This is a genomic window from Chroococcidiopsis sp. TS-821 (genome assembly GCF_002939305.1).
In the GTDB taxonomy this organism is placed as follows: Bacteria; Cyanobacteriota; Cyanobacteriia; order Cyanobacteriales; family Chroococcidiopsidaceae; genus Chroogloeocystis.
On sequence record NZ_MVDI01000003.1, the window covers coordinates 451,042 to 473,642 of the forward strand.

21 protein-coding genes are annotated in these 22,601 nt (G+C 43.2%); 7 read left to right on the forward strand and 14 right to left on the reverse strand.

The window, feature by feature from the left end; genetic code table 11:
• Positions 1-14: 14 nt before the first annotated feature.
• The 5 genes from B1A85_RS12405 to B1A85_RS12425 form a co-directional block, all read right to left on the reverse strand.
• Positions 15-788: an SDR family oxidoreductase gene (locus B1A85_RS12405; protein ID WP_104547214.1), complete on the reverse strand. Its 774-nt coding sequence runs from the start codon at positions 786-788 to the stop codon at positions 15-17.
• 316 nt (positions 789-1,104) lie between these two features.
• A complete protein-coding gene (pip, locus tag B1A85_RS12410; RefSeq protein WP_104547215.1) occupies positions 1,105-2,052 on the reverse strand; it encodes a prolyl aminopeptidase in 948 nt (315 codons plus the stop codon).
• Between the two features lie 216 nt (positions 2,053-2,268).
• Entirely contained in the window at positions 2,269-3,294 is a 1,026-nt protein-coding gene (gene ilvC / locus B1A85_RS12415; protein ID WP_339376929.1) for a ketol-acid reductoisomerase, read from the reverse strand.
• Positions 3,295-3,367: 73 nt separating this feature from the next.
• Positions 3,368-4,135, reverse strand: a complete 768-nt coding sequence (locus B1A85_RS12420; protein WP_104547217.1) for an SDR family NAD(P)-dependent oxidoreductase — start codon at positions 4,133-4,135, stop codon at positions 3,368-3,370.
• 108 nt (positions 4,136-4,243) lie between these two features.
• The gene (locus B1A85_RS12425; RefSeq protein ID WP_104547218.1) at positions 4,244-5,077 is read right to left on the reverse strand and encodes a DUF6544 family protein; all 834 of its coding nucleotides are present in this window, start codon (positions 5,075-5,077) and stop codon (positions 4,244-4,246) included.
• Between the two features lie 197 nt (positions 5,078-5,274).
• Between B1A85_RS12425 and B1A85_RS12430 the strand changes: the two genes are divergently transcribed.
• Entirely contained in the window at positions 5,275-7,548 is a 2,274-nt protein-coding gene (locus tag B1A85_RS12430) for an FdhF/YdeP family oxidoreductase (protein WP_104547219.1), read from the forward strand.
• Between the two features lie 350 nt (positions 7,549-7,898).
• Here B1A85_RS12430 and arsS read toward each other — a convergent pair whose 3' ends face one another.
• The 3 genes from arsS to B1A85_RS12445 form a co-directional block, all read right to left on the reverse strand.
• Positions 7,899-8,900, reverse strand: a complete 1,002-nt coding sequence (gene arsS / locus B1A85_RS12435; RefSeq protein WP_104547220.1) for an arsenosugar biosynthesis radical SAM (seleno)protein ArsS — start codon at positions 8,898-8,900, stop codon at positions 7,899-7,901.
• Positions 8,901-8,995: 95 nt separating this feature from the next.
• Positions 8,996-9,964, reverse strand: a complete 969-nt coding sequence (gene arsM, locus B1A85_RS12440) for an arsenosugar biosynthesis arsenite methyltransferase ArsM (protein WP_104547221.1) — start codon at positions 9,962-9,964, stop codon at positions 8,996-8,998.
• Between the two features lie 233 nt (positions 9,965-10,197).
• On the reverse strand, positions 10,198-11,103 hold the full coding sequence (locus B1A85_RS12445) for a carbohydrate ABC transporter permease (protein WP_104547222.1): 906 nt from the start codon (positions 11,101-11,103) through the stop codon (positions 10,198-10,200).
• Between the two features lie 3 nt (positions 11,104-11,106).
• Here B1A85_RS12445 and purN point away from each other — a divergent pair, with 3 nt between their 5' ends.
• Positions 11,107-11,766, forward strand: coding sequence for a phosphoribosylglycinamide formyltransferase (gene purN, locus B1A85_RS12450; protein ID WP_104547223.1), 660 nt, complete (start codon positions 11,107-11,109; stop codon positions 11,764-11,766).
• Between the two features lie 40 nt (positions 11,767-11,806).
• On the opposite strand, the gene B1A85_RS12455 is transcribed toward purN, so the two are convergent.
• The 6 genes from B1A85_RS12455 to B1A85_RS12480 form a co-directional block, all read right to left on the reverse strand.
• Entirely contained in the window at positions 11,807-12,460 is a 654-nt protein-coding gene (locus B1A85_RS12455; protein ID WP_104547224.1) for a DUF2301 domain-containing membrane protein, read from the reverse strand.
• 38 nt (positions 12,461-12,498) lie between these two features.
• Positions 12,499-13,281 carry an S-adenosyl-l-methionine hydroxide adenosyltransferase family protein gene (locus B1A85_RS12460; RefSeq protein WP_104547225.1) on the reverse strand — a complete coding sequence of 261 codons (783 nt, stop codon included), beginning with the start codon at positions 13,279-13,281 and terminating at the stop codon, positions 12,499-12,501.
• A gap of 785 nt (positions 13,282-14,066) precedes the next feature.
• Positions 14,067-14,219 carry a hypothetical protein gene (locus B1A85_RS12465; RefSeq protein WP_168192383.1) on the reverse strand — a complete coding sequence of 51 codons (153 nt, stop codon included), beginning with the start codon at positions 14,217-14,219 and terminating at the stop codon, positions 14,067-14,069.
• A gap of 205 nt (positions 14,220-14,424) precedes the next feature.
• Positions 14,425-14,658: a hypothetical protein gene (locus B1A85_RS12470; RefSeq protein ID WP_104547227.1), complete on the reverse strand. Its 234-nt coding sequence runs from the start codon at positions 14,656-14,658 to the stop codon at positions 14,425-14,427.
• A gap of 115 nt (positions 14,659-14,773) precedes the next feature.
• On the reverse strand, positions 14,774-15,136 hold the full coding sequence (locus tag B1A85_RS12475) for a DUF2237 family protein (protein WP_104547228.1): 363 nt from the start codon (positions 15,134-15,136) through the stop codon (positions 14,774-14,776).
• A gap of 20 nt (positions 15,137-15,156) precedes the next feature.
• Complete coding sequence (locus B1A85_RS12480) at positions 15,157-16,071, reverse strand: alpha/beta fold hydrolase (protein ID WP_104547229.1); 915 nt, start codon at positions 16,069-16,071, stop codon at positions 15,157-15,159.
• 279 nt (positions 16,072-16,350) lie between these two features.
• On the opposite strand from B1A85_RS12480, the gene B1A85_RS12485 reads away from it, so the two are divergent.
• The 5 genes from B1A85_RS12485 to mreD all read left to right on the forward strand — a co-directional run bounded on the left by B1A85_RS12485 (position 16,351) and on the right by mreD (position 22,542).
• Positions 16,351-17,598, forward strand: a complete 1,248-nt coding sequence (locus B1A85_RS12485) for a folylpolyglutamate synthase/dihydrofolate synthase family protein (protein WP_104547341.1) — start codon at positions 16,351-16,353, stop codon at positions 17,596-17,598.
• A 64-nt stretch (positions 17,599-17,662) separates the two neighbouring features.
• Positions 17,663-19,552: an ABC transporter ATP-binding protein gene (locus B1A85_RS12490; RefSeq protein ID WP_104547230.1), complete on the forward strand. Its 1,890-nt coding sequence runs from the start codon at positions 17,663-17,665 to the stop codon at positions 19,550-19,552.
• A gap of 265 nt (positions 19,553-19,817) precedes the next feature.
• Positions 19,818-20,822 (forward strand): rod shape-determining protein, encoded by a 1,005-nt coding sequence (locus tag B1A85_RS12495; protein ID WP_104547231.1) that lies wholly within the window; start codon positions 19,818-19,820, stop codon positions 20,820-20,822.
• Positions 20,823-21,143: 321 nt separating this feature from the next.
• Positions 21,144-21,941 (forward strand): rod shape-determining protein MreC, encoded by a 798-nt coding sequence (mreC, locus tag B1A85_RS12500; protein ID WP_104547232.1) that lies wholly within the window; start codon positions 21,144-21,146, stop codon positions 21,939-21,941.
• Positions 21,942-21,975: 34 nt separating this feature from the next.
• The gene (gene mreD / locus B1A85_RS12505) at positions 21,976-22,542 is read left to right on the forward strand and encodes a rod shape-determining protein MreD (RefSeq protein ID WP_104547233.1); all 567 of its coding nucleotides are present in this window, start codon (positions 21,976-21,978) and stop codon (positions 22,540-22,542) included.
• Positions 22,543-22,601 lie beyond the last annotated feature (59 nt).

Consider the following 22,601-nt stretch of genomic DNA (forward strand, 5'->3'; position numbering starts at 1 on the left):
TGAAGCAACGTCTACTACTCAGTAGACCGATGAACCAATGTCGCACTCGCTTGATCTGTTGCTAACACGATTAATTCACTAATGTTAACGTGTGGCGGACGGGTGGTGCAGAAATATACGATCTCTGCAATATCTTCGGCCGTTAGAGGTGTCATTCCTTGATAAACTTTGTTGGCTCGCTCAACATCTCCATGAAAGCGAACTTGACTAAATTCAGTTTCTACCATTCCAGGATCTACCGAAGTCACGCGCACAGGAGTGCCTAATAAATCCATTTTCATGCCTTCTGAGAGGGCTTTTACTGCGGCTTTAGTTGCACAGTAGACATTGCCACCAGGATAAGTTTGATGTCCTGCAATAGAACCAATATTAACAATATGTCCGCGTCCGCGCTCGACCATTTTGGGAGCAAGCAAGCGACTTATGTAGAGTAAACCTTTGATGTTTGTATCGATCATTTCCTCCCAATCTTGAATATCGGCTTCGTAGAATTTGTCTAAACCTCGGCTTAAGCCTGCGTTGTTAATCAAGATATCAACACCTTGCCAAGGTTCAGGAAGCGATCGCAGTGCTGATTCAACGGAGGTGCGATCGCACACATCTAATTGCAAGCAATAAACTTGAGTACCATATTGCTTTAACTCTTGGGCTAGTTCTTCTAAGCGTTCTAAACGACGGGCTACGAGGATTAATTTTGCTTTTCCTTGCGCGAATACCTTAGCACAAGCTGCTCCAATACCGCTACTTGCTCCTGTAATCAGTACAATTTGGTCTTGAATTGAAGCCATATTTTGTCAGGACGATTTTGTTAAGTTTAATTTATAACAACATTGATGCATAATTGCTTTTAAAATAGCAACTGTTGCACTCCAACACATTACGAATAAGAAAATCGCGAAATAGCTCAAGCTTGAATATATAATGGTTGATTTTCTAACACAAGACGTAGACGAAATTTGCCTTATTTAATACATCTCACTACAAACATGAAGAACTAAGCGTATCATAGTGCGATCGCTTTGTTATTACTAATATGAATTCAACATGATTTGATCCGAATGAAATTCACTCAATATTATCTAAGGCAACGACAAAGTTATTCAACTAATCTTCTACAAATTTATCGGTTGCTTCAATCAAAGCGCTGCGAATTCCAGGTTCGCTCATTGAATGTCCTGCATCAGGAACAACAATAAATTCTGCTTCTTGCCAAGCCTGGTGCAACTCCCATGCTGAAATCATAGGACAAACTACATCATAGCGTCCTTGAATAATCACAGCCGGAATGTGACGAATTCGACTGACATTAAGAAGCAATTGATCTTCAGTATCAAAAAAACCTTTATTAATGAAATAATGGCATTCAATACGCGCGAAAGCATCAGCAAAATTACTTTCACCAAACGTTTGAATCAAATTCAAATCGGGATATAATCTACTCGTACTTGCTTCCCAAATTGACCAAGCACGGGCTGCTTTCAGCCGCGTTTGTGCATCGGAACTTGTCAAGCGTTTGTAGTAAGCAACAAGCAGATTATCGCGTTCAGCTTCAGGAATTGGTTTAACAAATTCTTCCCAAGCATCAGGAAAAATATTACTCGCGCCCTCTTGATAAAACCAGTGCAACTCTTTTTGGCGTAGCAAAAAAATTCCCCGTAAAATAAGCTCTGTACAACGTTCAGGATGCGTTTGACTATAGGCTAAAGATAAAGTACTTCCCCAGCTACCACCAAAAACTGCCCAGCGTTCAATTTTTAAGTGTTCGCGTAACTTTTCAATATCACTGACTAAATCCCACGTTGTATTTTCGCGCAGTTCTGCATGGGGCGTACTTTTACCGCAACCGCGCTGATCGAACATGACAACTCGCCACTTTTCTGGATGAAAGTATTGGCGATAAAATGGCGGACACCCGCCTCCAGGTCCTCCATGAAGTAGAACAACGGGTTTACCTTGAGGATTACCTGACTCTTCGTAGTAAATCGTATGCAAGTCAGAAACTTGCAAATTTCCTTCGTTGTAGGGTGCAACGAGTGGGTAAAGTTCTCGCATGAGAATTCACTAGTTATGAAAACATTATTGATCGATCTTAAAAAAAGAGAAGCCTAGCGACTAAAGTCGCGGCTTCATGAATGAAGTCCACCTGCGCGAACTCAATTATGCTTGTGGAAACCTCTGAAGACAGGTTTTGTTTTCGTAACTTCAACTGCTAGACTTAATTATTCATGCCATCACAGGACGAAGGAGTTGTTGTAGTAACGATACGCCTTAGTCTTTTTTCATCCAACTGAACATAGCACGTAGATCTTTACCGACTTCCTCAATGGGGTGTTCGGCTTCTTGACGGCGCATTGCGATGAAGCCAGGTTTACCTGCTTGATTTTCTAGCACAAATTCACGCGCAAATTGCCCTGACTGAATTTCCTGGAGAATCTTGCGCATTTCTGCTTTGGTTTGTTCGGTAACAATCCGAGGTCCGCGCGTGTAGTCACCGTATTCAGCAGTGTTAGAAATGCTATCGCGCATTTTCGCTAAACCGCCTTCTACAATTAAGTCTACAATCAACTTAACTTCATGCAGACATTCAAAATACGCGAGTTCAGGTTGATATCCTGCTGCAACTAGGGTTTCAAATCCGGCTTTAATTAAGGCACTCAAGCCACCACAAAGAACCGCTTGTTCGCCGAATAAATCGGTTTCTGTTTCTTCACGGAAAGTTGTTTCGAGAATACCGCCGCGAGTTCCACCGATACCTTTGGCGTATGCCATTGCGCGATCGCGTGCTTGACCACTTGCATCTTGATACACTGCAAATAATGCTGGTACGCCTTGTCCTTGTTCGTATGTCCGCCGCACTAAGTGTCCTGGTCCTTTGGGGGCGATCATCACCACATCTACATTGGTGGGTGGTACAACTTGACCAAAGTGAATGTTGAATCCGTGTGCGAAAGCAAGAACTTTACCTTCGCTGAGATTTGGTTCAATTTCGTCTTTGTAGACACTTTTTTGCACTTCATCAGGTAGCAGAATCATAATAAAGTCTGCGGCTGCGGCTGCATCACTCACCGAATGAACTTTCAACCCTGCGGCTTCGGCTTTTGCTGCTGACTTGCTACCTGGATACAGCCCAACGATGACATTCATGCCACTGTCTTTCAAATTTAAGGCATGGGCATGACCCTGAGAACCATAGCCGATAATGGCAATTGTTTTTTGTGCTAAAAGATCTAAATTGGCATCAGTGTCATAATACATCCGAGCCATAGGGGCAACTCCTTCGGTCAAGTGTCTAATTACTGCAAATTTTTAATCTTACCCCAAAATTGACAGCCAAACTCCGATTGGTAACAACTCTATAAATGACTTGCTACTGCGCAGTGTAACCGCCATCAATAACTAATTCTGCACCTGTGACAAATTTAGATTCATCCGAAGCTAGGTAAAGGATACCATAAGCAATATCATCGGGATCGCCCATATGTCCAATCGGATGCAGACTGTCTAACTTTTGGCGTACAGCTTCCGGCTCGCCTTGTTGCTGAATAAATGACTCTACCATTGGTGTCCAGATAAAACCAGGATGCACCGAATTGACGCGAATGTGATTTTTGGCATATAGCAAGGCATCAGTTTTACTCATTAGCCGTACTGCGCCTTTGGAAGCATGGTATGGTGGACTATCTGCCGCACCAACTAGCCCATAAATTGAAGATAAGTTGATAATACTGCCGCCACCTGCATCAATCATCGCGGGAATTGCATGTTTTGTGCAGAAGAATACGCCATTGACGTTAATCGCCATTAAAGAATTCCATTCTTTTTCTGTAATTTCGTGCGTCGGTTTATTGACTCCCGAAATTCCAGCATTGTTCACTAAAACATCTATTTTTCCCCATTTTTGGCGAACTTCCGTAAACACTTTTTCGACTTCGGCTTCTTGAGAAACGTCAAGATGCCAATATGCAGCTTCGCCACCGTTGTTTGTGATGTTTTCTACAAGGGTTTTACCTTCTTTGTCTAAGATATCTGTGACTGCAACTTTGGCACCTTCTTTTGCTAGCAAAATGCAAGTAGCTTTTCCAATACCGGCTGCGCCACCAGTGACGATAATAACTTCGTCTTTGACTCGATTCATGATAGATGCTCCTGATTGTGAACTATTGTGAGTGGAGTTTTTTGCAGAGAACGCAGAGGAATAGAGTTAGGAGAGATATTTTAGAAACAATTTAGTAGGATGGTTGCATCACTTGGAAATTCCTAGAAATTCAGCCTGTTCAAGTGTGGCTTGGAAGAATTCAGAATATTGCGTACTGAAGTCGTAGCCTAGAATGACTTGTGATGGAATGGTATAACCGTTGAAGGTGCGTTCTGCTAAAAATTCTCCACCCATAGGAATGTAAGTCCAATCCTTTTCTTTAGCAAGGTCGCTCCAACGAGGGAAAGAAAGCTTTATGAGTTTACCGTCTGCGTTGATTGTTAGAGTGAGCGTGACAGGTTCGCCATCTACTTTTAAACTCGCTTGAATTGTATTTTCGTCAAGTGCTTGCCAATTTACACCATTTTGCGGAAGTAAGGCGGAAGGTAGCCAGATATACTCTGCGACTAATCGCCCGATGCTTGAGCGCGTGATGTTGGCGTTACTAGCATCGACTATGGGTAAAAGTCCCCACAGCGAAAATTGCACTTTACCTGTACCATCAACACAAGAATCGGCTCCTTGAAATTGCATTAAACCGCGACCTATTTTTGCTTGCCAGATAAAGCCTTTTACTGAAATAATTTCTCTAGCTCGCATAGGAAGCCAAGGTCGATCTTGCCCCATTCTCAAGCTACCACTCATTTCTAGACGCACCGCAGTTGCTAGCGCAGTTCCTGGGGTTATAGCGTGTAAAAAGTAGCGCTGTACAGGCGCAGGTAATGTTGCGATCGCATCTTGAGTAAACTCACTCTCTGGCTGAGTTTCTAGCTGTCGCCACGCATAATTTAGCTGTTGTTGTCGTCTTTGTTGTAAACTTGCGAGAACAATGAAGGCGATCGCTACCAATGCACCAATACTCAAAAAAACCGTCGTTAGCATCTTCCTTGCCTTGTTGATGGTTTGAGTCCTTGAAAGTTTTTGTCACCATCTCTGCATACTTACCAAGTTAGGGAAACATCGTGAGGAACTTGTGAGGCAAAGATACAAACGACTGTGAAAATCTATCTATTGATGAGTTCTCGCATTCTTGAATTTGCGCTACGGTCACAGGTAAAGACTTTTGCCGCTGTAGTTCTATGGATACTAACCCCCAATCCCAACCACCGTTTCATGAAACTAATGAGGACACACCTGAAATCGGTGGTGGGCTACCTGTGATTGAGTATTGGGCAAAGCATACGCTATCGCCAGAAGGTCCAAAGCTGTGGAAAACGCTATTTCATCATAGTGCTTGTTTATCTTGTTCTTGGGGTACAGGCGGGCAAAAGGGAGGATTTACGAACGAGGTTGGCGAAAAGTTGCAACGTTGCATGAAAAGCGTTGAAGCAATCTCCGCCGAAATTCAGCCCCCAGTACCAAAACATTTCTTTGAAACGCATTCAATTGCCGAACTGCAACAATTATCTTCGTTAGAAGCCGATCGCTTAGGGAGATTGAGTTTTCCAGTGATTCTCCGCGCAGGAAGTTCGCACTACGATCGCATTTCTTGGGAAGAGATTTATGAAATCGCCACTACCGCATTTCAGAAACCACCCGAACGCGTTGCATCTTATAGTTCGGGACGTGGTTCTAATGAAGCAGCATTTTTACTACAACTGATGCTGCGAACGCTTGGTTCTAATAATCTTGCCGATTGTTCAGATTTGTGTCATGCACCTTCTACAACCGCACTCAAAGCGATGTTTGGCACAAATACTTCGATTGTCAGCTTAGAAAGCTTGAAACAAGCAGATTGTGTGGTACTAGCAGGTGCGAATTCTGCGTATAATCATCCTCGCTTGATGAATGAGTTAATCAAGATACGCGATCGCGGCGGTAAAGTTATTGTCATTAATCCGGTGATGGAAATCGGGTTAGTGAAATTTGGTTCGCCAGCATTTCCTGTCAAATCGTTGATTCCTGGTTCGGAAATTGCTTCGCTGTATCTCCAGCCAATTCCTGGTAGTGATGTCGCATTGTTTATTGGTATCCAAAAAGCATTAATTGAAAAAGGATATATTGACCAAGCGTTTTTGCAAGCACATACTGAAGGATGGGAAGCCGTCGTAGAAGACGCGCGATCGCTTTCTTGGGAAACTCTTACTGCTACCTGTGGCGTCTCGCAATCAGAAATTGAAACAGCCGCAACCATTATTGGTACATCTAAAAATGTCGTCTTTGGGTGGGCAATGGGTATTACGCAACATACCAACGGCGTTGATAATGTTTATAGCATTGCAAATACGGCATTAATTAGCGGTCAAATTGGCAAAATGGGAGCCGGAGTTATGCCTGTACGCGGACATTCTAACGTGCAGGGCTTTGGTTCTATGGGTGTAACGGTCAAACTCAAAGAAGAAATTAAGCAGGCGTTAGAACAACTTTTAGGGCGATCGCTCAATTTACCAAAAGGCTATCACACCCGCGATCTTATCGAAGCCGCAGACGCAGGTAAGGTAGACAGTCTCATTTGTGTTGGCGGGAATCTTTACGGTGCCAATCCTGACTCGACACAAGCAAAACGCGCGTTAGGCAACATCGACACCATAATTTATCTGGCGACTAAACCGAATATCGGACACTTTCACGGACTCGCAAAAACAAATACGATTATTATCCCTGTTCTCAATCGCTTTGAAAACCCACACAAAACAACAGTTGAATCAGGTAATAACTTCGTACGACTCAACGACGAAGGTAAAACGCATTTAAAAAATGCCGATCTCATTTCAGAAGTAGAGTTTTTAACCGAACTCGCGCATCGCTTACTCGGAGAATACCCTGTCGAGTGGCGCAAGATGCAAGATACGCGCTATGTACGGCAACTCATTGCTAAAACTATTCCAGGGTACGAAAAAATTGCCACTATCGATGATACCAGGGAAGAATTCACGATTTCCGGGCGGATTGTCACCGAACCTCGCTTCAAAACTCCCTCAGGAAAGGCAAAAATGTTCGCAACGCCGCTGCCTCATCTTACCCTACCTAAACCGCAAGATTTTGGCGTTGAATCGGATAATTGTCTCGTTCTCGCGTTGATGACAGGGCGCAGCTACTCGCAACACAATACCGTTGTTTACAAAATTGGCGATCGCTATCGCGGAATGCCTCATCGCTACTGCATTTTGATGAATCGCATCGACGCTGAGAAAATAAATTTGGCACAAGGCGATCGCGTTACTGTACAAGGTGACGCAGGTAAATTAGACAACATAGAAGTCATTTACGGTGCAGTTCGAGAAGGCGCTGCATTGATGTTTTATCCTGAAGTGAACGTTATTTTTAAGGCAAAAACCGAAACGCGTTCTGGTACACCTGCTTACAAGCGAGTGCCAGTCGTTGTTTATGCCCATTCGGAGCGAAATAAGTAATACTGCCTACATATTTTGGCTACTTTGTCAACCCTTGCTCGTCCGAATGATAGATGTGCGATCGTACAGAAGAATCTAGGATAGAAGTAATAGTGGTAGCATCTATAGCTTGGTGGTTATCTAACGCAGTATGAATAAACTTTTGAATAACAGACTTTACTTGTGGATAGGTGTTATTTCCTTTCTCGTGCTGTATTGGGTTGCAGCTAATGTGTTTTTGTAAATAGCTGTATAAAACCTAACTTCATAGGTTTCTTTTACAGAATATTGTTTGTCTAGTCCACGCAAGTGGACTTTGTTGATTAAGCTGTGACTTCAATTGCCAAGCTAGTCCAAAGCACAAATTTTTTCTATTCTTCAACTAAAGCACCACCACAACTCGAACCAGATCCTGCTGTACAACCATAACAATAAGGTGCTGTTTGAATTTCATCAATTACATCCAGAGTTCCAGCTTCAAGGAGTTTAGTAATATTTAGCACTTCACCGTTACGAGTTTTCGCAGGCAAATTCATCATTTGATTAAAATCACAATCATAAATATTTCCTAAATAATCTACTGATAGTTCACTACGACACATTAAATGCTCTACAGTACTTGCATTAAAATTATTTTCTAAAAACTTCAAATAAGGGCTGTAAAGTTTTTGACGTTGTAGATACCCAGCAGTTCTTCCTACAGGTAAATTTGCGATCGTAAAGAGGTGGTTAAATACAATTCCAAAATGTTCTTGCAAGAACATTTTATAAGTTTGTTCTAGCTTACCCTGGTCTGGAGGGAGAGAAAATTTCTCTTCACTTGCAGGTAATTGAGGATTAAAGACTAGATCTAAAATGAAATTTGGCTCTTTACCATAACCTAATTGATTGAGCCACTGTAAAGCCCGAATTGAGGCATCAAAAACGCCGGAACCGCGCATTCTATCAACATTATCAGATAGATAACAAGGCAGCGATGCGACAACATGAAGTTGATTTTGAGCAAAAAACTCTGGTAAATCTGCAAACCCTGGCTCAAAATAAATCACTAAATTAGAACGAACAATAACTTCTTTTCCTGTGCTTCTTGCAGCTTGCACTAACGGTTTAAATCCATAATTCATCTCCGGTGCGCCACCAGTCAGATCGACAATTTCAATCTCAGGAAAATTTTGAATAACTTGAATTAATTGTTCGCACACTTCAGAAGAAAGTTCTTCAGTACGTTTTGGTCCTGCTTCGACATGGCAATGCGTACAAGCTAAGTTACATCGCTTACCTAAATTAATTTGTAAAACTTTGATTTTGCTTTTAGTTAAAGGCGAGCAAAGCTTTGATTTGAAAGGTGTTATTGTTGATAGAGTATGGGTCATGATTGCGTGAAAATATTATGAATAGCTTAGCGACTAAAGTCGCAGCTTAACAAACTAAGCCCACCTTCGTGGGCTAAATAACAATAAAAGCTGCGTTAACAGCAGCCACCGCCAATATAATGCCAAGTAGATTCGGTAATCATAACTTCTTGTTGTAGCAACAAGCCGAGTTTGGCTGCGGTTTTATCACAGACAACGGCTGGTACTCCACGTTGGAGAACATGACCATTAGCGTCATCAAAATATTCTTCTTTGCCGTAATATATAGCAGTTTTGCCTGTAAAAATACACGCTCCATCTTCCGGAATTGGTACTTTAAAAGCGACAGAATCGAGACTTTCTAGAAGTAAATTTGCTTCTAAATTGTAAGTATCGCAATCTAATAGTCGATAAGGACGACGCGCCCGAATTTCCACTTGACCAAAGCCAGCATCAACGATTTTTTCGATATACTGTTCGTAGGTAAGCGCGCCTGATAAGCACATGGCACGCAGTCGCTCGTCTTGTTGAAGATGCGCAGGAATAGGACGAGTAGCGATCGGGTCACTCATTTGCAATTTTCCACCAGGTTTTAACACTCGGAAGGCTTCTTTGAGTGCCTGTGAAAGATCGTCTGGTGCAAAAATATTAAATAAACAATTTTGGGCAACGACATCAACTGAGGCATCCGCAACGGGTAAGCTAAACGCATCACCTTCGCGGATTTCGACAAAGCTAGGGTCAAACCAAGGGTTTTGTTGTGCAGCAATTTCTAAATTCCGCGCCGCAGCCAAACGCATCGCTGCAACAGGTTCTACTGCAATCACACCACCAGGACGACGCGAGAAATAAGCAAACTGTAACGCTTCTAAGCCACCGCCCACACCAACATAGAGTACCGTTGGTTGATTGACGAGTTCAGCTGGATGAACTGTAGTTCCACAACCATAGTTCATCTCTTGCATTTGTGAGGGAATCTTGAGTCCAGGAAATTGCAAAGGACTGCTTTGAACGCAACAAAGTCCAACTTCGGGTGTTTCGGCAACTTCACTGTAAAATTGTGCAGCGGTTTCTAAATAGCTCATTCACTTTCAACTGTTCCAGCGTTTTAATTCTAGCGAGGACAGCTTAGATGAGATCTATAATTACTGAAGAAAGGCAGAAGGTAGACTTTGTGCTTGCAGATTCCCAAATTATATTGATGAAAAGCAAAAATAAATGAGTAAAGATGTGTTTCGCGATATGCAGCGCTAGAAATACATTGTTATTTGTGAGGAGAGATAATTGCCTTCTGCTTCCTTGTCGATCGCTCTTTGACTTAATCTGAATCTTCACTCCAAGTCCGCAACTGTAAATAAACTAAGACGAGTGCGACTGCTAGAAGAACCGTAGCCGCAGCAGCAGCGTAACCAAAATCAAATTGCGCAAATGCTTCTTGGTAAATATAGTAAACTAATAAATTAGTCGAATTTAAAGGACCTCCTCCTGTTACGACATAAACTTGCTCGAAACTGCGTAGCGTAAATATTGCGGTTGTAATTGTTGCGAATATCAGAGTTGGTCGCAATCCTGGTAAGGTAATATGCCAAAACTGTTGCCAAGCATTAGCCCCATCAATTTCGGCGGCTTCATAGCGACTTGGTGGAATGGCTTGCAACCCAGCAAGGAAGACGACCATATTGAAACCTAATTGCTTCCAAATGCTGAGTAAAATCAAAACGGGCATTGCCCAAGTGGTGCTTCCTAGCCACGGAATCGGTTCGATGCCAAAAAAACTTAAAAATGCATTTACAGGACCGTCGGTTTGAAATAACCAGCGAAAGCCTAAGCCTGCTGCCACTAAAGAGGTAATTGAGGGCAGAAAATAGGCGCTACGGAAGAAATCGCGCCAGATAACAGCACGGTTTAAAAGTACGGCTAGTCCTAAAGGTATGATTAAACTAGGAATTACTGTGGCAACGGTAAAATATGCTGTATTTCCTAGAACTTGCCAAAAATCGGGATTGAGAATTAAGCGCAAGTAGTTTCTCAATCCAACCCAGCGAATTCCTGCTGAGGTAAAACTACCCGCAGTAAAGCTAAGATAAAACAAATAGGCGATTGGGTATAGCAGAAATATTCCTAAAATAATCGCTGCTGGAGCAAGAAAAACCCACGCGGCGATCGCATCATTATCCAACCACGATTTACTATATCGAGGAGTATCTTTCTTATTACCCCACATTCGATGTCCAGTAATTTAGATCTATTTAGCCTTGATTCTACTCTGAGTCTAGTTTCTCCCTCGGTATCACTACGCGACATAACAATCGAAGTTCCCTTAAGACTAGGAATTCTCGCCTCTGGAAATGGTAGTAATTTTGCCGCCGTTGCAGATGCGATCGCGCAAGGAAACCTGAATGCTCAAATACAAGTTCTGATTTACAATAACCCAGATGCTAAAGCTGCTGTACGCGCTCAAAATCGAGGGATTCCTGCAAAATTATTAAATCACCGCGATTTTGCCTCCAGAGAAGACTTAGACGCCCAAATCGTCAAGACTTTATGCGAATATAATGTTGAATGGGTAATTATGGCAGGTTGGATGCGCATTGTCACCCCAATTTTGATTAATGCTTTTCCCAATCGAATTGTGAACATTCACCCCAGTTTACTGCCTAGCTTTAAAGGTGTTCGCGCCGTTGAGCAAGCATTAGCCGCAAAAGTCAAAATTTCAGGATGCACCGCGCACTTTGTCAGTCTGGAAGTCGATAGTGGTACGATTTTACTTCAAGCTGCCGTGCCAGTTTTACCTGACGATACCCCAGAAACGCTGCACGCACGCATTCAAGTTCAAGAACACCGCATCTTACCACAGGCGATCGCCCTCGCTGCATCTCAATTTTAGGGCGCTACTTAAAAACTTACGCAATCATCAATCGCAATTTTCAAGCCTTTGCACGCTGTTGTTTTAAATAAGCAAAGACTGATTTATCTCCGATATCTGGAGGAATCGGCTGTACGACTTTACGCAAAGCAAATACCATAAACAATACTGCCCAAACTGCTAGCATTGCTTTTTCCCATTGCATTGGCAAAACTTGTAATAAATGCCCTAATAACAAAATGGGGACTAACGGGGTGAGAATTTTTGTTTCTAAACGATCAAAGCAAAACGCTTCTTTAAAGTAAATTCCTGTCAAAGCAGCAAAGACAAAACCAACACCGAATAAGGTTGTTGGGCGATCGTAAATCGTGACTGCTAAAGGTGCAGTACTATTAACTGCAAAAACGATTGCTGACAATGTACCAATTGTCCAAAAAACTTGTAGTACTCGATGAAGTACGGTTAAATAAATATGAATTGTCAACAAGCTAACGCCTAGTGCAACGCAAAAACAAGCAAATAAAGGAGTTAGTATTTGCAAATTTCCTGCACTGGGATTGAGCAATACTAAAGCACTACCAAGCGCAAAACTCAACGCAGCTATCATTAAACCTGCGCGATAAACAATAACTCCAGTGCGATCGCTATTAGTAATGGTGAATTCACCAAATTGACCTTGGTAAACGATTGCTTCAGAGCTGGTTTGTTCCAACATACACAATCAACCGTGATATCGTTCAATTCCACCCTAACTCAAAATAATACTTGAACAGGATCTAAATACTCTAACTGTAACTGCGATCGCGCATCACCACAATTAACCGCAATTTCTACCCAACCGTGGCTACCCACAAGGGCGATGGTGCTTCCGATTGGGCGATCGCTGTATGTCTCGCATCCTGGTATTTCTCCTCCTCGCGCGACAACAATCCATCGTTTACCAGTAACGTAATTGCCAGGAATATTTGTTACTAAATTACCAAAACCATCGATATATTGAATACAACCCTCTATTCTAGTGTCTGTGAGTGTAGGACTCGGCAAGTTTAGCTCTGCTAAAGATGGCACATCAATTTCGTTTCCCAAATCCTGAAGCGCAACTCCACTAGCAAGATGCGCGGCGACAGGTGCAAAAATATCTCTACCATGAAACGTTGCACTACTTTGTTCAACCCGCCAGTAGCGGGGATGTGTTAACTCGACAGCCCTAATTGCGGGAGATTGACTTAATACACCGCTGAATATTCCATTGTCAGGTCCAACTAAAAACCCTGACGCAAATTCTACGGCGATCGCGCGTCTTGTACTACCCACACCTGGATCGACGACTGCAAGATAAATTGTGCCATCAGGAAAGTAAGGATAAGCATTCATTAAGCAAAACCGCGCTGCAGCGATATTCTGCGGAGGGATTTGATGCGTTAGATCGATAATATTAATCTGAGGATTAATTTGAGCTATAACTCCCTTCATGACGCCTACGTACACGTCACTTAGCCCAAAATCCGTTAGTATAGCGATTGGTGCTTTGCACATTTTTTTGTATTCATTAAAGCTAGATTATTAATATTCTTTTCATTATCATCAAATTTTATCTTGAGAAATCTGCTTTGACTTTTTTGGCTAGGACTTTGTAAGAATACACTTTCTTAAGAATCTAATTTTATTGGTCTGGTAACTCAATATAAACTAGTAATAATTGCAAAGGTTTGTCCTAATAACTATTAGGCATCTTCCTAACGAATCTTCGACAACACTCGTTGCTCCTGATAAAGTTAGCTAACTAAATCCCAAATATTAAATTGTGGCAATCATCCTAAATAAACTCTAATCGCATACAAAGTATGAGTGATTAATACGATGCATACTTTTGCGGCAAAATCATAAAAAACTGAATTTCCTAATGAAATAAAAGCTAAAAATAAACTCTAGCTTATCCAATGACTATATGTTTGCAATAGATATTTCAGTTGTTCTGTTAAATTTGCAAGTATTATCAATTTTTTTAGCTGCTTCTTGTTATTTAATAAAAGAGTAAAGATAGAGATTTTTTTGTTCTAGCTTATAAATACAAAAATGTCTAATCGCTGATGAAGTCTATATTTAGCTATTAGCAAGAATAATTTAATATGAAAACTTTCAGCTCAAGAATGATTGCGTTCGTTCTTTAAGTTTGTGAATTTTTGTGCGATCGCGCTACGCACAACAATGTTCTTTGTAAGACCAAAAAGGGATGTTGCCTGTGACATCCCTTGTATTATGTGTATTATGCTATATACGCTATTGCTTAGTTTTGAGCTACTAAGTAAAAGTTCTTTGCTTTAGTTAAAGTAATTGATTTCAGCTTCAAGTTGACGGATGAGCTGTTCGTTACCTTGGGCTTTTGCAACTTCTAAACGATGCTGCAAGCTTCTTTGAATATTCATACGGTGGGCTTCTGCAGCTTGTTTGGCGGCTTGTTGTTTTCTGTTCATAGTGATTCGCTTACTCGATAATTTATGCCATGATATTCTAACAAAGCCTAAAATCAGTAACAACTGCTACAGAATAATTTTATATTTCTTTTCAAAAACCTGCCCTAAGGAGTAACTTCCAGTAAAAAGGGCATTCACTGGAATGCCCCAAATGCAATGAAAATTCTCGGCAAGATTCTGTATGAACTCAGAACGCGAGTTTAGATTACATCTTGCCTTTTTGCATGACTTCCTGCAGGTGTTGGCGAATCTCCTGTGCGTGATCTAGATCCGCTTGACGTAGCTTTTGAAATAACTCGACACAGGGCTGCGATTGCATTTGCTGCGCGTCTTGAATGTAAGTTTCGTAAGCTTTAACAGCTTCTGCTTTGTTTTGTAAAGCCGTCAGTAGGTCGTACTCTAGGTTACTTAAAGCTCTGTTATTTCCATTATCTGCCATAAATCAATACACCCTCCTAAACATTGCTACCTAACGTTGTACTGACAACTCAACAAGGAATCATCTGCCTAAAAGAGTATGACTCGAAGACTAAAAATGTTCTACTTTCTGTGGCTCAAGCATCGAGTGCGTGCTGTTTAAGATCTTGTAGCGTGACAAAATCAAGCGCCGCCTCGTGTGTTGCAGCTAAAATGACAGGGGGGGCGACACCAGCCTCAAGGGCTTCTTTCCAGCGGGAAGCACACAAACACCAGCGATCGCCGTCTTTTAGTCCTGGAAAATTAGACATTGGTCTTGGCGTACTCAAATCATTCCCTCGCGCGCGAGTAAACGATAAAAACTCCTCAGTCACTTGCGCGCAAACAACGTGCGTACCAACGTCTTGTGGACCTGTCTCACACACTCCATTCCGGTAAAATCCGGTCATCGGAGAGGTACAACAAGTTTCTAATTCTTCGCCAAGTACGTTCCGACTCACTTAAGTTATCTCCCTTGCACTTAAGAACTCAAAAATGGTAGTACGACTTCTGCCACTTCAGCGGCATACTCTTCATGTAAGCCGAGAGTTCCAGGCAGTTTGCGTGTTTGAATTTCAGGAATGGAAGCGATCGCTTCCATTTCAGCCGTTGATGCAGGTGGTGCTTGCTGACCGATGATGACCATAATAGGCAGCGACACTTGAAATAATCGTAAGAAATCTGCACGATTTGTTACAGGATCGAGCGCACCCGTCACAAATGCTGCTGGTGCAAATCTCGCGCCTGGCTGCTGCGTAATTTCTCGCTTTTGAGCAATAAATTCTGGGGTTAAGCGGGCTTTATCGACATAGACATGTCTACCATACATCAAACGCAGAAACGCTGGAGTTGTATTGGCTTGATAAAGCGCTTGACCGACAAGCGGCGATCGCACTAATCCACGCACCATTCTTGCTACTGACTTACTTGCGCCCATCACCGTTAATGGACCGCGCCAAGTAGGTGCCACTAAAACTATGCGCGAGAACACTCCAGGTTGTTGCGCTAATTGCATAACATAACCTGCGGCGTGACCTGCAGCAATAACTGCAATAGGAGTAGAAAAAGTATCGCGGACAAAATCTTGTAGTAACTGGTGATAAATTGCAGGTTGGTAATCTAGCGGTGGGCGATCCGACTGTCCAAATCCCAACCAATCAAGCGCGATGACTTGATACTGAGCCGCCAGTTTTTCTGCCAAACCGCGCATTTCTGCCCGTGTAGAAACAGTGCTAAAAGCTGGCAAGAGTAGCACTAAAGCGCCTTCACCTCTCGTTTCATAGGCAACTGCGAAGGTTTGCCCTTGCCATGTCCAGTGATATTTTTGCACAGTACCACCGATATCTTGCCCCGCAGCAGTGGAACGAGTCGCTGGGGTTTGAGTAAGTGCTGACATAATTTTTGCTAACGCCAATCATTAACAGGCGCGGACTTCACAATACAGATTATATATCTTCAGAACCTCCCCAAACCCCCTCCAAAAAAGTGGCTACTTAGTTTATGCAGCAGTGATTGTTCGGGGTAGCTGTTATACCGTTTCACCAACTGAGAACTACAATTAATTTTTCCTGAAGCACCTCTGCGCCCGAAGCTGCTTATTTGTAGCAACTTCAAAGTGAAACAGTATCACTTAAGTCCTGTTTAAATTGAAGTTAAAAGCTAGTAGTTAATGACAGTGGATATTGATTCTCTTTTGCAACCTTTTCAGCGTTTTGGCGTTCACCTGGGATTAGAACGCATCGAGCAATTATTGGCAAATCTTGGTAATCCGCAGCAGCGAGTACCAATCATTCATGTTGCTGGAACGAATGGGAAAGGTTCGGTGTGTGCTTATTTGTCTTCGGTATTGACTCAGGCGGGTTATCGCGTAGGGCGTTATACGTCTCCCCATCTTGTTGATTGGACTGAACGAATTTGTATTAATGAAAAGCCAATTACGCGCGAAGAGTTAGCAAAATTGTTGCTAAAAGTGCAAAACGCGATCGCACTACAGCAAGAGTCGCCTACGCAGTTTGAAGTTTTTACGGCGGCGGCTTGGTTATATTTTGTCGAACAGCAGGTAGACATCGCTGTAATCGAGGTGGGATTGGGAGGGCGCTTGGATGCAACGAATGTTTGTCCGACGCCGCTTGTGAGTATTATTACTTCGATTAGTCGCGAACATTGGCAACAATTAGGACCCACCTTAGCAGATATTGCGCGGGAAAAGGCGGGAATTTTGAAGCCTGGATGTGCGGCGGTTGTGGGACCTTTACCACCAGAGGCGAAAGCAGTGGTACAACAGCGGATTCAGGAGTTAGAGTGCGCGGCTGTATGGGTAGAAAAGGCTTTAGAGGTACAAACGACAGAGCAGAGATGGGCGGAGTATGAGGGTATTAAGTATCCTTTACCGTTGTTGGGAGAGTTTCAGTTGGTCAATTCAGCATTGGCGATCGCTGCTATACAAATCTTGCGAAAAAAAGGGTGGAAGATATCGCTAGAAGCAATTGTAGAAGGAATGGCAAAAACACAGTGGTTGGGACGAGTGCAGTGGTGCACTTGGCAAGGTCGTGAGTTGCTGATTGATGGGGCGCATAATCCGGCGGCGGCGCAAGTGTTACGGCAATACGTGGATACTCTCGACGTTGCTTCAGTGACGTGGGTGATGGGGATGCTTTCGACGAAGGATCATGACGATATTTTTAAGGCTTTGTTGCGATCGCATGACCGTTTATTTTTAGTTCCTGTCCCCGACCATAGTTCGGCTGATCCTGAACAATTGGCACTACTTGCACAAAAAATCTGTCCTCAATTATCTGAGTGTTCTACTTATTTAAATGTAGAAACTGCACTAAAAAACGCGATCGCCATATCCGATAATCTCATTGTGCTATGTGGTTCGCTGTATCTCGTCGGTTATTTTCTCAGTTCACACTTCCACTAATCACTAACCACTCACCCCTGTTAAAATCCAGTTAATTTTTAGTTAATCTTCCATAGTAAATTTTATGAGTCATGATGTCTTAGACGTTCGAAATCTGCATATTGAATTTTTGGGTGATGAAAAACAAGTTAAGGCTGTCGACGGAATTTCGTTTCAGGTACAACGCGGTCAAACGCTAGGAATTGTTGGCGAGTCAGGATCGGGTAAATCTGTCACTTCTTTAGCAGTTATGGGGTTGATTCCGTCGCCAGGAGTAATTACCAATGGTGAAGTTTGGTTCTGCGATCGCGAGCGTGATAGCGAACCCGTTAATTTACTCGACCTGCCGCCCGAACAAATGCAAAAATACCGAGGCGGACAAATTGCGATGATTTTCCAAGAGCCGATGAGTTCGCTTAACCCAGTTTATACGATTGGATTTCAGTTAAAAGAAGCGATTCGGCAGCACCAAAATATTTCCCAAAAAGAAGCAAGAAGACAGGCGATCGCGCGGTTGCAGGAAGTGAAATTACTGCCAAGTGATGAGGAGTTACGTCAGCAGTACGCCGAGACAAGACAGAGTCATCAAAGCGATCCGCGTCAGCGCGAGTTTTTTGTGCAGCAGCAAAAGCAAGCAATTCTCGATCGCTATCCCCACGAACTCTCTGGCGGTCAACTACAGCGCGTGATGATTGCCATGGCGATTTCGTGTGACCCCGCATTATTAATCGCCGACGAACCAACAACCGCACTAGATGTGACTGTACAAGCGACAATTTTAGACTTGCTGCGCGAATTGCGCGATCGCCGTCAGATGTCGATGATGTTTATTACGCACGACTTGGGAATTATCGCCGAAATTGCCGACTCAGTGGCGGTGATGTACCGAGGCAAAATTGTTGAATATGGTTCGGTTGAACAAATTTTTACGCATCCACAACACCCATATACTAAAGGTTTACTCGCGTGTCGTCCGAGTTTAGAAAGGCGATCGCAGTATCTTTTAACAGTTTCAGACTTTATGAGTGTCGGGTTAACGCGCGCGGGTGAAGTCGAAATTCAAGCTAAAGAACCTACTTATCCACCCCAAGTGAGTGATGAAGCCCTCATGCAACGCCTGAGAAACTTACAACAACAATCGCCACTTCTCCAAGTTCGCAACTTACAAGTAGGCTTTCCGATCCGTAACGCATTTGGTCAAACTAAACGCTACTTTCTTGCTGTTAATGGCGTTTCCTTTGAAGTTTACCCTGGTGAAACTTTAGGACTGGTAGGCGAGTCAGGTTGTGGTAAAACAACGCTGGGTCGTACTTTATTACGACTCGTTGAACCCATTGGCGGACAAGTTTTCTTTGAAGGACGCGACGTGACAAACCTCAAAGGTCGTCCTTTACAACAACTCCGGCGCGAGATGCAAATTATTTTTCAAAATCCCTTCAGTTCGCTCGATCCGCGCATGAAAATTGGTGATGCAGTGATGGAACCACTCGTCATTCATGCTGCAGGTCAATCGCCTCGTCAACGCCGCGATCGCGCCGCTTATTTATTAGAACGTGTAGGCATCGACCCGAAACAAATGAACCGCTATCCGCATCAATTTTCTGGCGGTCAACGTCAACGCATTTGCATTGCCAGAGCACTTGCACTCAATCCTAAGTTTATTATTTGCGATGAATCGGTGTCATCGCTCGATGTCTCAGTACAAGCGCAAGTTTTGAATTTGTTGAAAGAACTGCAAGCCGAGTTTAACCTGACGTATATTTTTATTTCGCATGACTTAAGCGTTGTCAAGTTTATGAGCGATCGCATCTTAGTCATGAATCGCGGACAAATCGTCGAGCAAGGCGCCGCCGAAGAAATTTACCGCGATCCAAAAGAAGAATATACGCGATCGCTGATTGCTTCAATCCCAACAGGAAGGCACAATCGAATTGCTTTGCGCCCTACGTTAAATCGGGTAATCGGTAATGGGTAATGGTTTATTACTGACTATCGTGATTATCCCCGTTCCCAATCGCCAATTACCAGTTATCAGTTTTCAGATGATATTTAGTTTCACAGACTACTTACAATTAAAAATAAAAAAGAATTCATTTCGACTAGACTCAAAACACTAGACGTAATACAATCCTGCACGACTAGACATCTTCATTTCGGCTGGACAAGAATTTATTGCTCGTTGGGGAGTGAAAGGCGTGGCTTTTTTAGGTTTCTTTAATCGGTTCTCGTTATCAAAAGATATGGGTATTGACCTTGGTACTGCCAATACCCTGGTATATGTGTCTGGTAAAGGTATTGTTTTACAAGAACCTTCGGTGATTGCAATCGACAAAAATGGCAAAATGCCACCAGCCGTAGGTGAAGAAGCTAAACGCATGATGGGTCGCACGCCTGGAAACGTTACTGTCACGCGTCCTTTACGTGACGGAGTGATTGCTGATTTTGATACTGCTGAACTCATGCTCAAGCATTTTATCCAACGCGTACACGAAGGTCGCATTGTCTCCCCGCGCATGGTAATTGGTATTCCTACAGGTGTGACAGGTGTCGAACGACGCGCGCTGATGGATGCTGCAACGCAAGCTGGTGCAAGAGATGTGTTTTTGATTGAAGAACCCGTAGCCGCTGCGATTGGGGCGGGAATTCCTGTCACCGAAGCCGTTGGAAATATGATTATCGATATTGGTGGCGGGACAACAGAAGTCGCAGTGCTGAGTCTTTTTGGCACGGTTGTGAGTGAATCAGTACGCGTTGCAGGCGATGAACTCAATGAGGCGATCGTGCAGTACATGAAGAAAATTTACAACTTGGTCATTGGCGAACGTACCGCTGAGGAAATTAAAATTCGCATTGGTTCGGCATATCCTACACGTAATGATGAAGAAAACGTCATGGAAGTGCGCGGGTTGCACTTGCTATCCGGTTTACCTCGGACTGTGACGATCAAAGAACCAGAAATTCGCGAAAGCATGATCGAACCGCTGTCTACGATTATTGAAGCAGTAAAACGAACGCTCGAACGCACCCCGCCCGAACTTGCTGCTGATATTGTCGATCGTGGCATTGTCCTTGCAGGAGGCGGAGCGTTACTCAAAGGGATAGATACGTTAATTAGTCACGAAACAGGAATTCCTACTCATATTGCCGCAGATCCCCTTAGCTGCGTTGTATTGGGAACCGGTCGAGTTTTAGAGAAATTTAAACAAATGGAACCTGTATTTAGCGCGCGATCGCGTACGATTTAAATTAAAGGGGTCAGAGGTCAGAGCTCAGGGAATTTCCCTAATACTAAATTTGATAATCTTCTTGATCGCACTTTGTTGATTTGTGCAATACCTATGAGAAGAAATATCATAAGGTTAAGGGACAGGATTTGCCAATAACCCTGACCGCTCCTACATTGCGACAGCAAGGATGATTGCAACACAAATGCAAAATTTGCCCCTTGATCTGACCCTAACCCCCGACCTCTTCCTAATATCTACACAGTAATCACCCTTCGAGGATATAACAGAAAACGTTTCCTCCTACAACCGAATTAGAAGCTAAAAGCTGACGGCAAAACTATGTATATCATTCGTCGCTGGTGGGAGCGCTATGCTCTTACACTAGTGCTCGTAAGTCTGTCTTTCGGAACTGCCTGGACAATCCGCCATACTCAGGGAGCAATTGTGCTTGAAGTTTACCAGATGCTAACGCGTCCCTTTCAGTCGAACCCAAGTCAAGTGCTACACCTGCGCGATGCCAGAATTCAAGAACTCGAAACGCGCGTCGCTGAACTGGAAACTCAAAACCAACAGCTTGAGAAATTACTAGGATATGTCAATAACACTTACAAAAATCTCAGTTCGTCACAAGCGGCGATCGCCGCCCCCGTGATTGGTCGCAGTGCAGATCAATGGTGGCAACAAATCACTCTAGGACGTGGTAGCCAAGCCGGAATCGAAGTTGGTCATGTTGTCACTGCCCCTGGTGGACTCGTTGGTCGAGTCATAAGTGTTGCGCCGCATACGAGTCGCGTACTGTTAATTAGCGATCCTAGCAGTCAATTAGGTGTAACGATTAGCCGCAGCCGTTTTATGGGATTTTTACGCGGACAGTCGGCGAACCATGCAGTAATGCAGTTTTTTGATAAGGTACCCGATGTACGTCCAGGAGATATGGTAGTGACATCGCCCTATAGCCAAATTTTCCCCGCAGGTATACCTGTAGGACGCGTTGAGTCGATTAACCTCCAAAAAAGTCCAGCCCCAGAAGCAATAATTACTCTATCTGCACCCATGTCTCACCTCGAATGGGTTATTGTTTCAACGCAAAAAGACCTAGAATCTGAGAATTTAGAGTCATTGTCTTACCTTCCCTGACCTCTCCTCAAGAGCCACAAGGAGAATAAAAATCTTGAATCGTATTGCTGCACTAGGGCATTTGCATAGACGCCAAATCGTAAATTGGCTTGTTACGGTTGGCTCAGTTTTTTTATGCTTGTTACTGTTACCTATGCGCTTACCAGGAATGGAACTAGCAGGAACTGCTCCCAACTGGTTATTGATTTGGGTTGTTGCTTGGAGTGTGAAGCGAACAGTCGTGCAAAGTGCGATCGCGGGAATTATTCTTGGTTTACTTCAAGATGGCATGACCTCACCTCTACCCTCACATGCGCTGAGTTTGGCTGTGGTAGGAATTGTCACTGCTCGCTTACGCAAACAGCGTTATCTTCAAGAAGACTTTATTTCGGTTGCTTTGATTGTTTTTGGCATGGCAGTTTTAGCCGAAGTGATTACAGCAGCACAATTTAGCTTCTGGAGTGCAGCAGTTGCCGGTAAATATACTGCTACCACGAGCAATTTTGCCGAAATTTGGACTTATTACCAGCGTGTTGCTTTAGCTTCAGCAATTGTGAGTAGCTTATGGGCACCAGTGGTATACTACCCCCTAAATCGCTGGTGGGAAAAAATGAAAAACTGACTCAACCATCTCTCTACCTACTGTTGTTGTAGCAATCGTCAAAGTAGTTGGGACACTAT